We start from the raw sequence: 18775 nt of genomic DNA, 5'->3' as shown, positions 1-18775 counted from the left end.
CGGCGGTCAGACTGCGACGTCGATCTGCTGCATGGCGCCGACCTCGCCACTCTCCTTCAGGTAGATCCCGCTTGCACGCACGGCGCCCAAATCGGCGTTCTGGCCATCCTTCAGGGTGAAGGGCGTGTCGACGTGCCCCAGGTAGAGCGCGCCGACGCCCGCGCTGGCGATCGAAGTCAATGTGCCGGCCCCGTCGCTTGTTGGACGCCAAAGCTTGAGGTTTGCGAACGCCGGGTCAGACTCATCGATCCAGCCATTGCCGTCGGAATCAAGCTTGGCCAGATCCGCATAGCCGTCGCCGCTTTGCGGCCCGAACAACTCGGTGCCGTTGTCGATGCGGCCGTTGCCGTTCTTGTCCAAGGCCAAATACGCGGCGCCGCGGAGTACGGGGAGTTTGTCGGTAGACCCCTGACCGCTCAAATCAAAGCGGATCGTGTCTCCGGTGGTCGAGACGGCGTTTCCATCCAGACTGAGCACCAGCGGATCCTTCAACAATGCATCGCCGGCCCTGACCGAGACACTGGTTTCCTGCCGCTCGTAGCGCTCCATCGAGAGATTCAGCGAGAAGTTGATCTTCTGGCCGTCTGCGGTGGTCGCGGAACCGCTTGCCGAGAAACTCGTGCGTTCGTACTCCTCGCGTACTTCACGGGAGTCGAACTCCAACCCCCAACCGGCCCGCTGCGGTGCCTCGCTTGCGCCTGACTGAGTGCTGCCGGTCTGCGTCGTCGGGTTCGCTGGAGCTGTGTCCGAAGTGCTGCTGGTGTCGCTGCCTTGCAGTTGCCCCGGCGTCACGAAGCGGACCTCGCGACCAGTCAGGGCTTCGACAATGTCCTTGAGCAGTTGCAGGCGCGCGGGCAGGCCTCCGCCACGTTGTGCTTCATCCGTACCGCTACTCGCTTCGGTGTCGGCAACCTGGCCTTGCGGTGCCGCAGAACGCTGCGGCACACGCTCATTGCGCTGACTGAAGGCGAGTTGCGCTCGCGCGGCCTCGGAGAATTCGACGCGGCTGTGCTGGTTGAATTCCAGGCCGAAGCCCGGTGCCGTGCGTCCGCCGGCATTCGAGTCGGCCCAGACCCGCATCCGTGTATTGGTTTCCTGCGCGCGCCATGCCTCGTGGGATGAGGCAAGCGCCACATCCGATGATGTGATCTTCATTTGTCGCTCCTTCCGTCGGGTCCGGCTGTCCGGCCAGGCTGTGTCGCCTGAAGGTTGTAGCGGCAAGTCCTTGTTTTTCCTTGAAGGCCAGACGGGGGGACGACGCCCGGCGTGGTACGGGCAGATACATGTTGACACGCTAAAGTTTTTTGAAACTAGGCCGAAAATGCTCTTATCGCCGCCGTAGTAGATGCAACCCAATGGAGGAATGTCGTGGCCCGAAGCAGCGTTTATGGGATCAGCCGGGTGGACAACGAGGTCAGCCGCACCCATGGCTGGCTGGTGACCATCCAGCGGCGAGGGGTGATCTACCGCAAGCACTTCAGCGATGGCGTGCACGGCGGCAAGACCAAGTCCTTCAATGCCGCAAAGGCGTATCGCGACGAGGTGATCGCCAAGCACCCGCCGTTCTCGATGCGTGAATACTCAAACATCGTCAAGAAAAACAACCGATCTGGCGTGGTCGGCGTCTGCCGATACTGCGCCTCGGAAACGCGTGATATGCCGGAAGAGAAGCAACGTTGGTTCTGGGTGGCCTCCTGGCCACTGCCGGACGGGCGTCGCAAACGGGTGAAGTTCTCAGTGAAGAAATACGGCGAGGACGGTGCTTTCAAGATGGCGCTGAAAGCACGCAAGGACGCCCTGAAGAAGCTGGAAGGGGAGTTCGACCCGGGCGCCGTGCGGCGCAAACCCGCTCGTCGCCGTGCTGCAGCGAGCGAAGGGGCCCGCCGCGGCGCCTGATTCAGTCGCAGTTAGTGCAAAACAAGAACGCCCGCAGATGCGGGCGTTCTCTTTTTTTGGGGGACGATCAGCGGCGAGGTTCGGAAACCGCCATGCTGACCAAGGTGCACAGCACGCTGTAGAGCAGTGCGCCCCAGAAGGCCGACCAGAATGTGGGTACCACGATGCCGCCGATCAGCCCCGCGACGGCCCAGAAAGCCAGCGCGTTGATGATCAGCGCAAAGATCCCGAGTGTAAGCACGCTGATCGGAAGCGTGATCAGCAGCAACAAGGGTTTGATTGAAGCGTTCACCAGGCCGAGCAGCAGCGCGAAGAGCAGGGCGGCTGTCCAACTGCTCACGGTAATGCTGGTGACCACTTCGGGCACGAGCATCAGCGCAACGGTGTTCAGAGCCCAGATGGCAAGTCGATTCAGCATCAGTTTTGCGCTCCAAGTTTGGCCGCGCGTTGCGCGGCTAACGCCAGTTGCGTCGGGTCGGTAGCGGGTGCGGCCAGCCAGTCGCCGGCCTGACGCTCTACGAGGGCGACCAGCGCTCGGATCCAGTCGTCCCGTTCGTTAAGGCAGGGCACATAGCCAAATTGCTCGCCCCCCGCCGCGATGAACGCGTGTTTGCATTCCATCGCGATCTCTTCGAGTGTTTCAAGGCAGTCGGAAACAAAGCCGGGGCAGATTACATCCACCTTCTTGACGCCGGCTTTTGCCAGCGCTTGAAGCGTTGGCTCGGTGTAAGGCTGCAGCCACTCGGCGCGACCAAAGCGTGACTGGAAGGTCAGCACGTAGTCCTCTGGCTTGAGTGCGAGGGCTTCTGCGAGGCGCCGAGCCGTCTTGTGGCATTCGCAGTGATACGGGTCGCCGCGATCGAGCGTGTAGCGCGGCACGCCATGAAAACTCATGACCAACCGTTCAGCCCGGCCACTGCGCTGCCAGTGCTCTCGCACGCTGGCAGCCAGCGCGGCGACATAGGCGTCGTCGTCCGCGAAGGCGCGCACGAGCCGTAGCTCAGGCAAGTTGCGACAGCCCTGCATCCAGCTCGCGAGGGCGTCTGCGACCGACCCGGTGGTGCTGCCGGCGTATTGCGGGTAGAGCGGCACAACGAGGATGCGGGTACAGCCGGCGGCGCGCATGGCATCGAGCTGTGCAGGCATCGACGGGTTGCCGTAGCGCATCGCATGCAACACTTCGATCGGCTGCTGCCGATTCTGGCCAAGGTAGCCACGCAGCAGCTTTGCCTGGCGCTGCGTGTGCACCGCCAGCGGTGAGCCATCGCGGTCCCACACACTTGCATACTTCAGTGCTGACTTCTTTGGTCGCGTATTCAGAATGATGCCGTTGAGGATCGGCCACCAAACCAGACGCGGAATTTCAACGACACGCGGATCCGACAGGAACTCCTTCAGGTAGCGACGTAGGGCGCTCGGCGTCGGCGCATCCGGCGTGCCGAGGTTGACCAGCAGTACGCCGACCTTCGGGGCCGTGCCATGCCGGAAGGGCGGTTCGGGTTTGAAGCGGGGCATCAATGGGCTCAGTTCTGCGGGGTGAGGGCGCTCGAGAGCAGGCGCGCGGTGATGTCGACGATCGGGATCACGCGCTCATAGGCCATCCGGGTCGGGCCGATTACGCCGAGTGAGCCGACCACCTGCCCATCGACCTTGTAGGGGGCGGTGACGACGGTGCAATCGTCGAGCGATGCAATGCCGGATTCGCCGCCAATGAAAATCTGAACACCCTGTGCATCGCGCGACACCTCAAGCAGCTGCAGCAGCCCGGTCTTGTGTTCGAACAGCCGGAACAGGTCGCGCAGACGCGCCATGTTGGACGACAGGTCCTCGACTTCCAGCAGGTTGCGCTCGCCGCTCAGCACATAGGAGGACGCGTTCGTCTCGGAGATTGCATCCTGCCCCGCGGTGATCGCTGCGGACATCAGCTCCGACATGTCCTCACGCAACTGGACCAGCTCGGCGCGCACACGCTCGCGAATCTCGTCGAATTCGAGGCCGGCGAAGTTCTGGTTGAGGAAGTTGGTGGCGCGCACTAGTTCATCGCCGGTGTAAGGCCGCTGCGTCATCAGGATGCGGTTCTGCACATCCCCGTTCTGCGTCACGATGATCAGCAGGATGCGGCGTTCCGACAGGCCGACAAACTCCAATTGCCGGATGCGCGTGGCTTCCTTGCGGGCCGTCACCACCACGCCAGCAAAGCGGGTGAGTTCGGATAGCAGGTGTGACGCGGTGCTGATCACTCGCTGCGGCTGGTCGGGCTGTAAATGGTGTTCCAGCTCAAGCAGTTGCGCTTGCTGCAGCGGTTGCACCGTGAGCAGGCTGTCCACAAACAGGCGATAGCCCTTGGCGGTTGGCACCCGGCCGGCGGAGGTATGCGGCGACGTAACGAGGCCGAACTCTTCGAGGTCGGCCATGACGTTGCGGATCGTGGCGGGCGATAGCTCAAGCCCCGACGAGCGCGACAATGCGCGCGAGCCGACCGGCTGGCCGTCTGCAATGTACCGCTCGACCAGCGTCTTCAACAGGATCTGCGCACGCTGGTCGAGTGGCTGATTGGCGGGGCGTGATTCCATGTCGGCCATTCTAGGGAAAAAAAGCACGATCGCAACGCGTCGGCGCTATCGATCCGGAGGCGCGCCGTGCTTGCGGCAGCCGCAGTGCGCCTTGTGGTTAAATGGGTGCCATGCAGAACGGTTTCAAGACGATCGCGCTCATTGGAAAGTACCAGAGTCCGGAAGTGTCGGACGCGGTGCTTCGCCTTGCGCTGTTCCTGCGCGAGCGCGCCTGTGAAGTGCTGATTGAACAGGGTACCGCGAGCGCTACCGGCATTGGCGGTGAATTCCGCGTTGCGGCGTTTGACGAGATCGGTGCCAAGGCAGATCTTGCCATCGTGCTGGGCGGCGACGGAACGCTGCTGACCGCGGCGCGGCGACTCGCGAGCCATGCTGTGCCGCTGGTCGGTGTCAACCAGGGGCGCCTCGGCTTTCTCACCGATATTCCGCGCGAAGACATGTTCGAGCACGTCGGCGCGATCCTCGCTGGCCGTGCGCGGCACGACACCCGGATGCTGCTTGAGGCAGAAGTCGTGCGCGCGGGCGATCGCGTGTTCCACACCATGGCGCTGAACGATGCGGTGGTCAGCAAGGGCGAGATCGGTCGCATGATCGAGTTCGAACTGCATCTCGACGGCGAGTTTGTCTATCACCAGAGATCAGATGGCATCATCGTGTGTACACCCACCGGGTCCACGGCATATGCCATGTCTGCCAACGGCCCCATTCTTCACCCGGGCGTGACGGGTATCGCCCTGGTTCCTTTGTGTCCGCATGCGCTGACTCACCGGCCGATTACCGTGTCGGACGATTGCCGAATCGAAATCGTGGTGCAGCCACCGCATGACGCGCGCGTGCATTTCGATGGGCAGGCGCGCTTCGATGCCCGCGCCGGCGATCGGATACGCATCTGGCGTTCAGATCACGTCGTGACCCTGTTGCACCCGCCCGGTTACAGCTACTACTCCATCCTGCGCCAAAAGCTCCACTGGAGCGCTGCGCCACGACTTCCCTGAAGGACTTACCGTGTTACGTCGTCTGACGATCCGAGACTTTGTCCTGGTCGATCAACTCGACCTCGAATTCGCGCCCGGCTTCGGTGTGCTCACAGGCGAAACCGGGGCGGGCAAATCGATTCTGCTGGATGCGCTGTCGCTGCTGCTTGGCGATCGCGCCGATAGCGCCATGGTTCGGGCGGGCTGTGAGCGCGCCGAAATCTCAGGCATGTTCGATTGCGCACCGGTGGGCCCGGTTGCTGCCTGGCTAAACGAGAACGACCTTGAGGCCGATACCGAGGTTCTGGTCCGTCGCGTAGTCGATGGAGGGGGCCGTTCGCGTTGCTATGTGAACGGATCGCCCGTCACGGCGGCGCAGCTCAAATCGCTTGGCGAACTGCTGGCCGATATTCACGGTCAGCACGCGCACCATGCCTTGCTGCGAGGCGACGCGCAGCGAGAGCTGCTCGATACGCATGCCGGCGCAACGGCCTTGGCCAAGGAGGTGTCGGCGGCCTGGCGGGCCTGGCAAGCGGCGGTTCGTGCGCTCGAAACTGCTGAAGCCGAAGGCGAGGCTACCGCGCGCGAGCGCGAGATGCTCGAATGGCAATTGAGTGAAGCGCGCACGCTCGCATTCGTCCAAGCCGAATGGCAGCAAACCAATGCGGACCATCAACGCTTGTCGCACGCCGCGGGCTTGATCGAGGGTGCGGGCGCTGCGCTGGACGCCTTGGACGAGGGTGAGCTGGCGATCGCGACCGAGGTCGAACGGCTCGCCGCCCGCATGGCGGAGTTGGCCCGGTTTGACGGCCATCTCACGCCGGTCGCCGAATTGCTTGATGGCGCGGGTATCGCACTTGGTGAGGCGGTGGCCGAGCTTCGACGCTATCGCGACCGAATGGAGCTCGATCCGGAAGCGCTGGCCGAATGCGAGCGGCGCATTGCGGCGGTCACGCAGTTTGCGCGCAAGTATCGCGTGGCGCCGGAGGGGATCCCTGCTCTTGAGGCGGAATGGGGCGAACGCCTTGCCCTGATTGAACGGGCGAGCGACCTCGATGCGCTCGCGTTGGCAGAGTCGGATGCGCGCACTGCATACCACACGCTGGCTGCCGAGCTCAGTGAGCGCCGGCGCGTCGCGGCCGCGTCGCTTGGCTCAAGCGTCACCGAAGCGATGCAAGATCTTGCGATGGCCGGAGGCCGGTTCGAGATTCGGCTTGCTGAAGCGCCGTCCGGCGGTGCGCACGGTCAGGAAGTGGTTGAGTTCCTGGTTGCGGCAAATCCGCATCAGGAACCCCGCCCGCTTGCGAAAGTGGCGTCGGGTGGCGAGCTTTCCCGGATCGGGCTGGCGATCCAGGTGATCGCCAGTGAGGCGCAAGCGGTGCCGACGCTCGTTTTCGACGAAGTGGATGTCGGTATCGGCGGGCGTGTCGCCGAGGTGGTCGGGCGGCGCCTCAGCGAGCTTGGCAGGCGTTGCCAGGTGCTGTGTGTGACCCACCTGCCACAGGTTGCCGCGCGGGCGGATTGGCAGTGGCAGATTTCCAAGGAGTCGCGCGACGGGGCGACATACTCCCGCGTTCAAGTGCTGGATGCCGCCGCCCGTATCGATGAAATCGCCCGAATGCTGGGCGGTGAGCGGATTACCGAAACGACGCGAACCCATGCGGCTGAGATGCTGGGCTTCGAGGCAACGACGGGGTGATCGCGTCGCCGAGCACAGCCTGAATAAAAACGGCGCCCGAGGGCGCCGTTTTTCTTTACTCGTTGGCGTTCAGCGGGAACGCGGGCGGCATGTTCCGCTTGTGCGGACAATCGTCCTTGAGGCAGTCGACATACAGGTGAAGCGCATGCTCACGCACCTTGAAACCGCGGTCGCTGGCGATGCGGTTCTGCTTCTCTTCGATGTCGGCATCGTAGAACTCTTCGACGCGTCCGCATTGCATGCAGACAAGATGGTCGTGATGCTGGCCGTGGTTCAGTTCAAATACCGCTTTCGCGGATTCAAAGTGATGGCGCTCGAGCAAACCCGCCTGTTCGAACTGCGTCAGAACGCGATACACCGTCGCAAGCCCGATATCCATGTTCTCGGCCATCAGCATGCGATAGACGTCCTCCGCGGTGAGGTGACGCTGATCGGTACGCTGAAAGAGTTCCAGGATCTTGAGCCGGGGCAGAGTGGCTTTGAGACCCATGCTCTTGAGACTTTGGGAATTGGTCATGGAGGCCTGGCACGGGGGTCGGTTCAGACCCTTATGATATAGTCTGACGCTCCATTTGAAAACGCGACTCGCTCCGTCGAATCCATGCCGCGCTTGAGTTTTCGCTCTGCCGTACTGCTCTCCCTGTTTTGCCTGATCCCCTTGACGAGCGGTTGCGAATGGCTGCGCCCGTATCGGGTCGACGTCCGGCAAGGCATGTCCATCACCGGCGAAATGGTCGGTCGTCTGAAGACCGGCATGACGCCTGAGCAAGTGCGTTTCATTCTTGGCACCCCGTTGCTGAATGATCCGTTCCATGCGGATCGCTGGGACTATCCGTATGAGTTCCGCTCCGGTCGCAGCTCGTCGGTTGATCGCAAGGTGTTCTCGGTTTACTTCGTCGACGGAAAGCTTGCCCGCTGGGATGGCGACATCCAGCCGGCGCCGCCCAACGATGACGGACAGAATCGCCTGATCGAAATCGAGCCGCGCAAGAAGTAAGCCTGCCATACCCACCAATCGCAGCAACGAATCGTCTTTCGAGGATTGAGCATGACCGTCAACGTCGCGATCGCCGGTGCGTCCGGACGCATGGGCCGGATGCTGATCGAGGCCACTTTGCGGGATCCGGCGTGTGCGCTGGCCGCGGCGCTTGATCTGCCGGATAGCCCCTTTCTTGGGCGTGACGCTGGTGAATTGGTCGGTATTGGCCAGTCGGTGGCGATTAGCTCGGATGTTGCCGCTGCGTTCGACGTGGCTGATTGCTTGATCGATTTCACCCGCCCGGAAGGCACCTTGCGCCACCTTGAGGCGGCGCGCGTTGCGGGCAAGGCAATGATCATTGGTACCACTGGTTTCGATGCAGCCGGCAAGGAGGCCATCGCCCGCGCGGCCGAGACGATTCCCGTGGTGTTCGCGCCGAACATGGCCGTTGGCGTCAACGCCGTCTTCCGCCTGCTGGACGTCGCTGCACGGATCCTGGCGAGCGGCTACGACATCGAGATCATCGAGGCTCATCACCGGCACAAGATCGATGCGCCTTCCGGCACCGCGCTGCGCATGGGCGAGGTGGTGGCCAACGCGGTCGGGCGCGACCTTGAGGCCTGTGCCGTGTATGGCCGTGAAGGTGTTACCGGCGAGCGCCCGGCGCAGCAGATTGGTTTTGCCACGGTGCGCGGTGGTGACATCGTTGGCGACCACACCGTGCTGTTCGCCGGACTCGGTGAGCGGGTCGAGATTACCCACAAGGCCTCCAGCCGCATGCCCTATGCGCTTGGCGCCTTGCGTGCCGCCGCATTCCTGAAGGGCCGCAAGGCTGGGCTCTACGACATGCAGGACGTGCTTGGGCTGAAGTAGGGCGTTCGCTAACTATGGCTTAGCAAAAGCCATTGGCGATCGGGTCGACGCTTCAGGTACGCTGTGCGGGTGATGTGCTAACTCTGGCCCAAGCTCTTCCTACGGTACGACCGAATGCAAGCCACACAACCTGGCGACGATCGTAACTCCAGTTCCACCGAGCTCCCGGCTGGCGAATTGCTGGCCGACCAACTGAAACGCGCTTTCGGCGTTGACTCTCCCGCCGGTTTGCTCACGGCCATCGCAAGGCAGCCTTGGCGGCCGGATCAGCTTGCGGTAGCGCTGGCGGATCTGCTGTCGATGGTTGGTGGTGCTTACCGCCGCTACGAACAAAGGCTCACCGCGCAGCCGGTCTCCGAGGTGGGGGCGGGCTCGACGTTGTCGAACGAGAACGCCCGATTACGCAAGCAATGCGACGCCCAGCAGGCGGTCTTGAATGCCCTGCGGGATGCGCTGCGCGGCCTGGGTGATCGACGCGGCGAAGAGGCGGTTGAGCGCCTGGCGGCCGACGAGCTGTCGCAGTCCTTGTCGGCGCTCGTCAGCGAACGTCGCGAATCCTCCTTGCTGGTCGGTGTCAGCGAAGAGCGGTTGAAGCTCGCGCTGGACAGTTCCGAAGACGGCATATGGGATTGGGATGTCGCCGCCGGGGCGGTGCATTTCAGTGCGCAGTGGGCCGCGATGCTGGGTCTGTCGCTCGACGATGTATCTCCGACCGTCGAAGGATGGCAGTCATTGGTACATCCCGACGATCTTCCGCTGATGCGGGCGCGTTTGGACGACAACGTGACAGGCGTCGCCACGGACTACGATTGCGAGTTCCGCATGCGGACGCAGCGCGGCGACTGGAAATGGATTCTCGCCCGTGGCAAGGTGGTCAAGCGCGATGCGCAGGGCAAGGCCTTGCGTCTGGTCGGTACCCATCGCGACATCACCGAGCGCAAACGTTTCGAGCTCGAACTGCTGAATGCCAAAGAAGCGGCAGAGGCGGCCAATCGCGCAAAGAGCGATTTTCTGGCCAACATGAGCCATGAGATCCGCACGCCGATGAACGGCATCATCGGCATGACGGAGCTAGCGCTCGATACCGACCTCGATTCCGAGCAGCGCGGCTACCTTGAAACGGTGAAGTCCTCTGGCGAGGCCCTGCTGACAATCATCAACGACATCCTCGACTTCTCCAAGATCGAGGCTGGGCGGATGGATCTGGAGCTGATCGACTACGCGCTGTTCAACACCGTGGCGGATTCGATCAAGGCGCTTGCGCTACGCGCCCACCAGAAGGGCCTGGAGCTGATCGCCAGCATCGACGACGACGTGCCCGTGCGGCTCAAGGGTGATCCGGGGCGTGTGCGGCAGGTGTTGCTGAACCTGATCGGCAACGCCGTCAAATTTACCGAGCACGGCGAAGTCGAGGTCGGCGTCCGAGTGCTTGAGCGCGACGGCGCTTTTGCGCGGATCGAGTTTTCTGTCCGGGATACGGGTATCGGTATTCCTGCCGAAAAACATGGCGCCATCTTTGACGTCTTCTCGCAGGCTGATACGTCGACCACCCGTCGCTTCGGGGGGACCGGCCTCGGTCTGGCAATCTGCCGACGCCTCGTCGAGTTGATGGACGGGCGAATCTGGGTCGAAAGTACCCCCGAGAAGGGGAGCTGCTTCCGATTCACGCTACGCGCCGAGGTGCTCGAAGACCCGGCGCCTCTTACCTGCCGGCCCGAGTTTGCAGGCCGTCGCGCGCTGCTGGCGCTTGAAAATCGGACCTTGGCGCAGCGGATACATGGCTGGCTGGGTGCGGCCGGCTTGCCGGTGGTTTGGGTCGATTCCGTCGAGTCGGCTGAGGCTGCATTGAAAGCGGCCGCCGAGGCGGGGGGCTACTACGACCTGCTGCTGGTCGATGCAGGCTTGGGAGAGCCCGGCGGGTTTTCGCTGCCTTCGCGATTCTTCGACCTTGGTGCGTCGTGTGAGCGCATCGTCATGCTCCTCAATACGCCCAATCAGCGTGAGGATGCCGACCGTTGCCGGCGGTTAGGCACGCGGGCCCACCTCGTCAAACCGTTCTCGCGCCGCGATCTAGTTGATGCCGCGTTGCTCGCGTTCGGGGTGGATGCTGGTAGCGGCTTCTCGCTGGCAGAGTTCGATCTTGTTGCGGCGCGTGCTGCAACCGAGGCGATCGCCGAGCCGCTGGATGTCTTGCTGGTCGAGGATAACCCGGTCAATCAGGCGGTTGCGCAGAAAGTGCTGGAGCGGGCAGGGCACAGGGTGGTGCTGGCGAACAACGGCGCCGAGGCGGTCGAGTACTTCGATCGCGATGGGCGCTTTGACGTCATCCTGATGGATGTGCAAATGCCCGTCATGGGTGGAATTGAAGCGACCCGCGCGATCCGGGCACGTGAGGCGCGCAGGAGTTGGGCGGGCACCGGGCTGCTTGAGTCGATTCCGATCATCGCGATGACGGCGCACGCCATGCCTGCCGACAAGAACCGGTGCCTGGAGGCCGGCATGGATGACTATGTCGTCAAGCCACTCAAGCCGGCCGAACTGTTTGCTGCGCTCAAGCGAGTGGTGCGTCAGGAAACGGTGAGCGACGAGTACTATGACGGGTCGCGCACCGAGATCGAGGGGGATCCTTTCGTGACGAGCGGCGATGTGGCCGATCTGAACCAGACACGCGATACGCTCGACGGCGATGAATCCGCCGTGCAGATGCTGATTGGTGTGTTTCTGCAGGACTATGGCCGTTCCAGGTCGGAACTACTGCGTGCAGCAGAACGATCCGACTGGGAGGCCTTGTCGCGTGGTGCCCATTCGCTCAAGGCCTCGGCGGGCATCTTCGGTGCGTCCGCGGCAGCTGACTGTGCCTTGAAGCTGGAGATTGCTGCGCGTAATGCGAAAGGGCCGGAGGCGCTCGCCCGCTTGGCGGATTTGATCCCCGAGCTGGACCGCTTGGCCAATTATCTACGGCGCGAACAGGCCAAGTGATCTGATCTGGATTAGGGACAGCACGCTCGATTTGCCGTAAGCGGCGGTAATTGCTACAATTTCTCGATCTTGAAAGCGGGATGCGCCATGTGGCGAATCCCGTTTTTCATGTCCGGCGCCGGTTCCGGCGTCCGCTCAGAATTCCGGAATTTAGCGATAGTTTCAGGGAGTCCGCTGTGACAGCATTTCCCCCAGCCTTGCTCGCGCTCGCCGATGGTACGGTGTTTCACGGCAAGGGGATCGGCGCCGCCGGCAAGTCCGTCGGTGAAGTGGTTTTCAATACCGCCATTACGGGGTACCAGGAAATCCTGACCGACCCTTCCTACACCCGCCAGATCGTGACGCTGACACATCCGCACATCGGCAATACGGGTGCCAACAGTGAAGACTGCGAAGCCGGTCGCACCTATGCCGCCGGGCTGGTCGTGCGCGATCTGCCACTGCGTGTCTCCAGCTTCCGTGCCGAGCGTTCGCTCGATGTCTTCCTCAAGGAGGAAGGCGTCGTCGCGATCGCGGGGATTGACACCCGTAAGCTCACGCGGATTCTTCGCGAAAAGGGCGCGCAGTCGGGCTGCATCGTTACCGCCGCTGTAGGCGAGACGATCGATGTGGAAGCCGCTATCGCCGAGGCGCGGGCCTTTGCTGGCCTCGCTGGGATGGATCTGGCCCAGGTCGTGACCACCGACAAGGCTTATCAATGGACGAGCGGCGAGTGGCGGCTGGGCGAAGGTTTTCGCGAGCAGGCTGCGGCCCGGTTCCATGTCGTGGCATACGACTTTGGCGTCAAGCGCAACATCCTGCACATGCTCGCTGAGCGCGGCTGCAAGCTGACCGTGGTGCCTGCCAAGACCTCTGCGGCAGAGGTACTGGCCCTCAATCCGGATGGTGTGTTCCTCTCCAACGGCCCTGGTGATCCGGAGCCTTGCGACTACGCCATCGCTGCGATCCGTGAGTTCCTCGATCGCAAGATTCCCACCTTCGGTATCTGCCTTGGTCATCAGCTGATGGCGTTGGCTGCCGGCGCGAAGACCATGAAGATGAAGTTCGGCCACCACGGCGCGAACCATCCGGTCAAGGATCTTGATTCAGGCCGTGTGCTGATCACCAGTCAGAACCATGGGTTTGCTGCCGACCCGGCCACGCTGCCGGCCAACGTCAAGGTGACCCATGTGTCCTTGTTTGACGGCAGCCTGCAGGGCATGGCCTGGACGGATCGTCCCGCGCTGTGCTTCCAGGGGCACCCGGAAGCGAGCCCCGGCCCGCACGACGTGGCCTACCTGTTCGACCGTTTCGTTGGCTTCCTCGAGCAAGCCAAGAAGTAATTATCCCGGCGCGCAGCCCTGAGCTGCGCGCCTCGCCCCGGTGGTGAAGAGACATGCCCAAGCGTACAGACATCCAGAGCATCCTGATCATCGGCGCTGGTCCGATCGTGATCGGCCAGGCCTGCGAATTCGATTATTCCGGCGCGCAAGCCTGCAAGGCGCTGCGTGACGAGGGTTACCGCGTCATCCTGGTTAACTCCAACCCGGCGACGATCATGACCGACCCGGAGATGGCCGATGTGACGTACATCGAGCCGATCACCTGGCAGGTGCTCGAACGCATCATCGAAAAGGAGCGCCCGGATGCGGTGCTGCCGACGATGGGCGGCCAGACGGCGCTGAACTGCGCGCTGGATCTGTGGCACAACGGTGTGCTCGACAAGTACAAGGTCGAGATGATCGGTGCGAAACCCGATGCCATCGACAAGGCTGAGGATCGCCAGAAGTTCAAGGAGGCGATGACCAAGATCGGCTTGGAATCCGCCCGTTCCGGCGTCGCGCACTCGATGGAAGAGGCGATGGCCGTACAGGCCAAGGTCGGCTTCCCCGCGATCATCCGCCCGTCCTTCACGATGGGCGGCACCGGTGGCGGCATTGCCTACAACATCGAAGAGTTCGTCGAGATCTGCACCCGCGGCCTCGACCTCTCGCCGACCCGCGAGCTGCTGATCGAAGAATCGCTGCTCGGCTGGAAGGAATACGAGATGGAGGTCGTGCGCGACAAGCACGACAACTGCATCATCGTTTGTTCGATCGAAAACCTCGACCCGATGGGCGTCCACACGGGCGATTCGATCACGATCGCCCCGGCACAAACGCTCACTGATCGCGAATACCAGATCATGCGTAACGCGTCGATCGCCGTGCTGCGCGAGATTGGCGTGGACACCGGCGGTTCGAACGTGCAGTTCTCGGTCAACCCGAAGGATGGTCGCCTGATCGTCATCGAGATGAATCCGCGCGTGTCGCGTTCGTCTGCGCTGGCCTCGAAGGCCACCGGTTTCCCGATCGCGAAGATCGCGGCGAAGCTGGCTGTCGGCTTCACGCTGGACGAACTGAAGAACGACATCACCGGCGGCGCCACCCCGGCATCGTTCGAGCCGTCGATCGACTACATCGTTACCAAGATTCCGCGCTTCGCATTCGAGAAGTTCCCGGCTGCGAATGATCGCCTGACGACTCAGATGAAGTCGGTCGGCGAAGTCATGGCGATGGGGCGCACCTTCCAGGAGTCGTTCCAGAAGGCCTTGCGTGGTCTTGAGACCGGCGCCTACGGCCTGGATGAGGTCGAATGCGATCGCGAGGAACTCGAGAGCGAGCTCGCGAACCCGGGCGCGCAGCGCATCTGGTATGTGGGTCAGGCGTTCCGCGAAGGCATGACTCTGGATCAGGTGCATGCACTGACCAAGATCGACCCGTGGTTCCTGGCGCAGATCGAAGACATCGTGCTGACTGAGAAGTCGCTGGTTGGCCGTTCGCTCAAGGCGCTGCAGGCGCCCGAGTTGCGCGACCTGAAGCGCAAGGGCTTCTCGGATCGTCGCCTGTCGAAGCTGCTCGCCACGGACGAGACCAGCGTTCGCCTGCAACGTCACACGCTGGGCGTGCGCCCGGTGTTCAAGCGCGTCGATACCTGCGCAGCTGAATTCGCCACCGATACCGCGTACATGTACTCGGCGTATGAGGACGAGTGCGAGGCGCAGCCGAGCAATCGCAAGAAGATCATGGTGCTGGGCGGTGGGCCGAACCGGATCGGACAGGGTATCGAGTTCGACTATTGCTGCGTCCATGCCGCCCTCGCGCTGCGCGAAGACGGCTACGAGACCATCATGGTCAACTGCAACCCGGAAACCGTTTCCACCGACTACGACACCTCTGATCGGCTGTACTTCGAACCGCTGACGCTGGAAGACATCCTCGAGATCGTTGCTGTCGAGAAGCCCGTCGGCGTGATCGTGCAGTTTGGCGGCCAGACCCCGCTCAAGCGGGCGCGCGAACTCGAAGCCAATGGCGTGCCGATCATCGGCACCACGCCGGACATGATCGACGCGGCGGAAGATCGCGAGCGCTTCCAGAAGCTGCTCAACGACCTCGGCCTGAAGCAGCCGCCTAACCGCACTGCCCGCGCACCGGAGGAGGCTGTCCGCCTGGCCGCCGAGATTGGCTACCCTCTGGTGGTCCGCCCGTCCTACGTGCTTGGTGGCCGCGCGATGGAAATCGTGCACGAGCAGAAGGACCTCGAGCGCTACATGCGTGAGGCTGTGAAGGTATCGAACGACTCGCCGGTGCTGCTCGATCGCTTTCTGAACGATGCGACCGAGGTTGACGTGGATGCGCTGTCAGACGGCAAGCAAGTCATCATCGGCGGCATCATGGAGCACATTGAACAGGCGGGCGTCCACTCGGGCGACTCGGCTTGCTCTCTACCGCCCTACACGTTGTCCAAGGCGCTGCAAGATGAGCTGCGTCGTCAGACCGAGCTGATGGCCCGCGGCCTCAACGTCTGCGGTCTGATGAACGTGCAGTTCGCGATCCAGGGCAAGGGCGACGCCGCCGTGGTGTACGTGCTCGAGGTCAATCCGCGCGCATCCCGTACCGTGCCGTTCGTCTCCAAGGCCTGTTCGCTGCCGTTGGCGAAGATTGCTGCTCGCTGCATGGCTGGACGTTCGCTGGCGGACCAAGGTGTCACGGGCGAGGTTATTCCGCCTTACTTCTCGGTCAAGGAAGCCGTCTTTCCGTTCGCCAAGTTCCCCGGCGTCGATACGATCCTCGGGCCGGAAATGAAGTCGACCGGCGAGGTGATGGGTGTCGGCCGTACGTTTGCCGAAGCCTTCGTCAAGAGTCAGCTGGCGGCTGGCGTTCGCTTGCCCACCGGCGGTACCGCGTTCATCAGCGTCAAGCTGACGGATCGGCCGAAGGCGATTGAGGTGGCTCGCGAGCTGGTGGAACTCGGCTTCAAGCTGGTGGCGACGCGTGGCACATCGGCGGCAATCGAAGCGGCGGGTATTCCCGTTACGCCGGTGAACAAGGTCACCGAAGGGCGTCCGCACATCGTCGACATGATCAAGAACAACGAGATCAGTCTGATCATCAACACGGTCGAAGAAAAGCGCCAGGCTATCGCCGATTCGCGTTCGATCCGTACCAGCGCGCTTGCTGCCAAGGTCACGATCCAGACGACCATCGAAGGCGCGCGTGCTGCGTGCCTCGGCATTCGCCACCTGTCCGAACTGACGCCGTACGCGCTGCAGGCTCTGCACGCCGAACTGGCTTGAATGGCAACGTAAATGAACAAGGTTCCACTGACCATTAACGGCGCGGAAATGCTCCGCGCCGAACTGCAGCGTCTTAAAACGGTGGATCGCCCGGCCGTGATCGAGGCAATCGCCGAGGCGCGTTCACATGGCGATCTGTCGGAAAACGCCGAATACGATGCAGCCAAGGAACGCCAAGGCTTCATCGAAGGCCGCATCAAAGAGGTCGAAGGCAAGCTTTCATCGGCCCAGATCATTGATCCGAAGTTGCTGGATGCCGACGGCCGTTGTGTTTTTGGTGCAACGGTGGATCTGGAGGACCTCGAGTCCGGCGATTCGGTGACTTACCAGATCGTCGGCGAGGACGAGGCCGACCTTAAGTGCGGCAAGATCTCGGTTTCTTCGCCTATCGCGCGTGCGCTGATCGGCAAGTACGCTGGCGATGTGGCTGAGGTCCAGGCGCCCGGTGGTGTGCGCGAATACGAGATCCTCGACGTCAAATACATCTGATTCATGAACCAGATCGGGCGGCCGCTGTACTTCCTGGCACTGACGCTGTGGGTCGGTGCCCTTTGGACCATCGGCGGCATCGTTGCGCCGACGCTCTTTTCTGCGCTGCAGGATCGCAGCATTGCCGGGGCAATTGCCGGGCGACTGTTTTCGATTGCGGCATGGCTCGGCGTCGGTAGCGCCTGCTTCTTGATCATCTTTCAGATCATTGATGCCGGGGGGCAGGCCTTCAAACGTGCATCGCTCTGGGTGGTGGTGCTGATGCTGGTACTGACCTTGGCCAGTCTTTTCGGTATCCAGCCTCTGCTGGCCCAGCTCAAGGCAGAGGCGATGCCGCGCGAAGTGATGGAGAGCTTGGTTCGCGATCGCTTCGCCGCATGGCACGGCGTATCCAGCATCCTTTACCTGATCCAGTGTGCGCTTGGCGGCGCCTTGGTGGTGCTTGAAACCGCAAGCGGGCGTCGCTGAGGCGGTAGGCCTCAGCGATACTTCGCTTTAGCGTCCGCCGCCGGGTTTGCGGCCGCCACTTCGCGGCGCCAAACCACCGCGCGGACCCGCAATGTTGCGCGCGATGGTGCCGCTCTTCAGGCGGGTCGCAGGCCGAGCAAGCGTGCGAGCATCACCGCGTGCGGCGGATCGTGGCGTGACGCGTGGGCTAATTGCCGGTGCTTTGACTGCTGTCTTTGCCTTTTCTGCGAGCTCGGGCGACGGCCGATAGACGACCAGGAGCTTGCCGATCATCTGCACGGCAGCGCACCCAAGCTCGTTGCAGATGGTGTCCATGTATTGCTGACGCGCCTCGCGGTCGTCGCCGTAGACGCGGATCTTGATCAGCTCGTGCGCGGTCAGCGAACGGTCGATCTCCTTGAGTACCGTAGGCGCAAGCCCTTTTTCGGCAATACTTACGACCGGGTCGAGCCCGTGCGCTTTGGCGCGAAGATCGCGACGCTGTGCTGCGGTGAGTGTGTTCATATGGAATTTCTTGTGCAAACCTGCATTTTAGTGCGATGAAGCGAACCAAGACCAGCAAACAATGGATGCAGGAGCATGTCAACGACCCTTGGGTGCAGCGCGCCAAGGCCGAGGGCTTTCGCTCGCGTGCGGCGTTTAAGCTGACCGAGATCGATCAGAAGGATCGCCTGCTGTCGCGGGGACAAGTCGTGGTCGAACTCGGCGCGGCACCGGGTAGCTGGACTCAGGTGGTTGCGCGCAAGGTGCTGCCAGGTGGCGCGGTGATCGCACTCGATTTGCTGGATTTCGAGCCCATCAGCGGTGTTGACTTCATTCAGGGGGATTTTACTGAAGAGGCGATACTCGACGAACTGGTTCGTCGTCTGAACGGTCGACATGTGGACCTTGTGCTTTCCGACATGGCACCCAATATCTCGGGTATTGCGACGATTGACCAAGGGCGTTCGATCTACCTCTGCGAGCTGGCGCTTGATTTTGCCGAACGGCACCTGGTGGCGGGTGGCAACATGTTGGTGAAGGTCTTTCAGGGGTCTGGGTTCGACGAGTACCGCAAGGCGATGGGGCGCGTTTTTTCGCAGGTGCAGGTTCGCAAGCCGGCTGCATCACGCGACCGAAGCTCGGAAGTGTACTTGCTTGGTCAGACGAAACGTCTCTGATTGCACGGCCGGGCAGGGGCTGCGTTGGCGTCAGCCGTTGAACGGTCATAGAATGATCCGGTCTACTGTGGGGAGTGGCCCCGTTCGGGCC

17 protein-coding genes are annotated in these 18775 nt (G+C 62.5%); 11 read left to right on the top strand and 6 right to left on the bottom strand.

Features of this window, described 5'->3' with window-relative positions; all coding sequences use genetic code 11:
* Nucleotides 1–6: 6 nt before the first annotated feature.
* Nucleotides 7–1155, bottom strand: a complete 1149-nt coding sequence (locus JY500_RS12840) for a hypothetical protein (protein ID WP_206252917.1) — start codon at nucleotides 1153–1155, stop codon at nucleotides 7–9.
* A 213-nt stretch (nucleotides 1156–1368) separates the two neighbouring features.
* Here JY500_RS12840 and JY500_RS12835 point away from each other — a divergent pair, with 213 nt between their 5' ends.
* Complete coding sequence (locus tag JY500_RS12835) at nucleotides 1369–1896, top strand: AP2 domain-containing protein (protein WP_172198966.1); 528 nt, start codon at nucleotides 1369–1371, stop codon at nucleotides 1894–1896.
* A 67-nt stretch (nucleotides 1897–1963) separates the two neighbouring features.
* Here JY500_RS12835 and JY500_RS12830 read toward each other — a convergent pair whose 3' ends face one another.
* The 3 genes from JY500_RS12830 to hrcA are packed head-to-tail and all read right to left on the bottom strand — an operon-like array spanning nucleotide 1964 to nucleotide 4469.
* Nucleotides 1964–2314, bottom strand: coding sequence for a phage holin family protein (locus JY500_RS12830; RefSeq protein ID WP_172198968.1), 351 nt, complete (start codon nucleotides 2312–2314; stop codon nucleotides 1964–1966).
* Nucleotides 2314–3411, bottom strand: coding sequence for a ferrochelatase (gene hemH / locus JY500_RS12825; protein ID WP_206252915.1), 1098 nt, complete (start codon nucleotides 3409–3411; stop codon nucleotides 2314–2316). Before hemH ends, JY500_RS12830 begins: the two co-directional genes overlap by 1 nt.
* An 8-nt stretch (nucleotides 3412–3419) precedes the next feature.
* The gene (hrcA, locus tag JY500_RS12820) at nucleotides 3420–4469 is read right to left on the bottom strand and encodes a heat-inducible transcriptional repressor HrcA (RefSeq protein WP_172198972.1); all 1050 of its coding nucleotides are present in this window, start codon (nucleotides 4467–4469) and stop codon (nucleotides 3420–3422) included.
* 110 nt (nucleotides 4470–4579) lie between these two features.
* Between hrcA and JY500_RS12815 the strand changes: the two genes are divergently transcribed.
* Nucleotides 4580–5464, top strand: a complete 885-nt coding sequence (locus JY500_RS12815; RefSeq protein WP_172198974.1) for an NAD kinase — start codon at nucleotides 4580–4582, stop codon at nucleotides 5462–5464.
* A 10-nt stretch (nucleotides 5465–5474) separates the two neighbouring features.
* Nucleotides 5475–7142, top strand: a complete 1668-nt coding sequence (gene recN, locus JY500_RS12810) for a DNA repair protein RecN (protein WP_206252913.1) — start codon at nucleotides 5475–5477, stop codon at nucleotides 7140–7142.
* A gap of 55 nt (nucleotides 7143–7197) precedes the next feature.
* Here the strand turns inward: recN and fur are convergent, their stop codons facing one another.
* The gene (gene fur / locus JY500_RS12805; RefSeq protein WP_172198980.1) at nucleotides 7198–7659 is read right to left on the bottom strand and encodes a ferric iron uptake transcriptional regulator; all 462 of its coding nucleotides are present in this window, start codon (nucleotides 7657–7659) and stop codon (nucleotides 7198–7200) included.
* Between the two features lie 93 nt (nucleotides 7660–7752).
* Here fur and JY500_RS12800 point away from each other — a divergent pair, with 93 nt between their 5' ends.
* The 7 genes from JY500_RS12800 (at nucleotide 7753) to JY500_RS12770 (ending at nucleotide 17524) form a co-directional block, all read left to right on the top strand.
* Nucleotides 7753–8139, top strand: coding sequence for an outer membrane protein assembly factor BamE (locus tag JY500_RS12800; RefSeq protein ID WP_246479619.1), 387 nt, complete (start codon nucleotides 7753–7755; stop codon nucleotides 8137–8139).
* A gap of 51 nt (nucleotides 8140–8190) precedes the next feature.
* A complete protein-coding gene (gene dapB, locus JY500_RS12795) occupies nucleotides 8191–8994 on the top strand; it encodes a 4-hydroxy-tetrahydrodipicolinate reductase (protein WP_206252911.1) in 804 nt (267 codons plus the stop codon).
* Nucleotides 8995–9108: 114 nt separating this feature from the next.
* Nucleotides 9109–11973, top strand: a complete 2865-nt coding sequence (locus JY500_RS12790; RefSeq protein WP_206252910.1) for a hybrid sensor histidine kinase/response regulator — start codon at nucleotides 9109–9111, stop codon at nucleotides 11971–11973.
* 176 nt (nucleotides 11974–12149) lie between these two features.
* Nucleotides 12150–13295: a glutamine-hydrolyzing carbamoyl-phosphate synthase small subunit gene (carA, locus tag JY500_RS12785; RefSeq protein WP_206252908.1), complete on the top strand. Its 1146-nt coding sequence runs from the start codon at nucleotides 12150–12152 to the stop codon at nucleotides 13293–13295.
* 53 nt (nucleotides 13296–13348) lie between these two features.
* Nucleotides 13349–16567 carry a carbamoyl-phosphate synthase large subunit gene (gene carB / locus JY500_RS12780; RefSeq protein ID WP_172198995.1) on the top strand — a complete coding sequence of 1073 codons (3219 nt, stop codon included), beginning with the start codon at nucleotides 13349–13351 and terminating at the stop codon, nucleotides 16565–16567.
* A 12-nt stretch (nucleotides 16568–16579) separates the two neighbouring features.
* Nucleotides 16580–17056, top strand: coding sequence for a transcription elongation factor GreA (gene greA / locus JY500_RS12775; RefSeq protein ID WP_172198998.1), 477 nt, complete (start codon nucleotides 16580–16582; stop codon nucleotides 17054–17056).
* Nucleotides 17057–17059: 3 nt separating this feature from the next.
* Nucleotides 17060–17524 carry a DUF4149 domain-containing protein gene (locus JY500_RS12770; protein WP_206252899.1) on the top strand — a complete coding sequence of 155 codons (465 nt, stop codon included), beginning with the start codon at nucleotides 17060–17062 and terminating at the stop codon, nucleotides 17522–17524.
* Nucleotides 17525–17551: 27 nt separating this feature from the next.
* Here the strand turns inward: JY500_RS12770 and JY500_RS12765 are convergent, their stop codons facing one another.
* Nucleotides 17552–18028 (bottom strand): YhbY family RNA-binding protein, encoded by a 477-nt coding sequence (locus JY500_RS12765; RefSeq protein WP_172199004.1) that lies wholly within the window; start codon nucleotides 18026–18028, stop codon nucleotides 17552–17554.
* A 35-nt stretch (nucleotides 18029–18063) separates the two neighbouring features.
* Here JY500_RS12765 and JY500_RS12760 point away from each other — a divergent pair, with 35 nt between their 5' ends.
* Complete coding sequence (locus JY500_RS12760; RefSeq protein ID WP_206256479.1) at nucleotides 18064–18684, top strand: RlmE family RNA methyltransferase; 621 nt, start codon at nucleotides 18064–18066, stop codon at nucleotides 18682–18684.
* Nucleotides 18685–18775: the final 91 nt, after the last annotated feature.

Origin of the sequence: Niveibacterium microcysteis (genome assembly GCF_017161445.1) — a bacterium.
GTDB lineage: Bacteria > Pseudomonadota > Gammaproteobacteria > Burkholderiales > Rhodocyclaceae > Niveibacterium > Niveibacterium microcysteis.
Note: the sequence above shows the minus strand (reverse complement) of the source record. Positions and strands in the feature narration are given on the sequence as shown.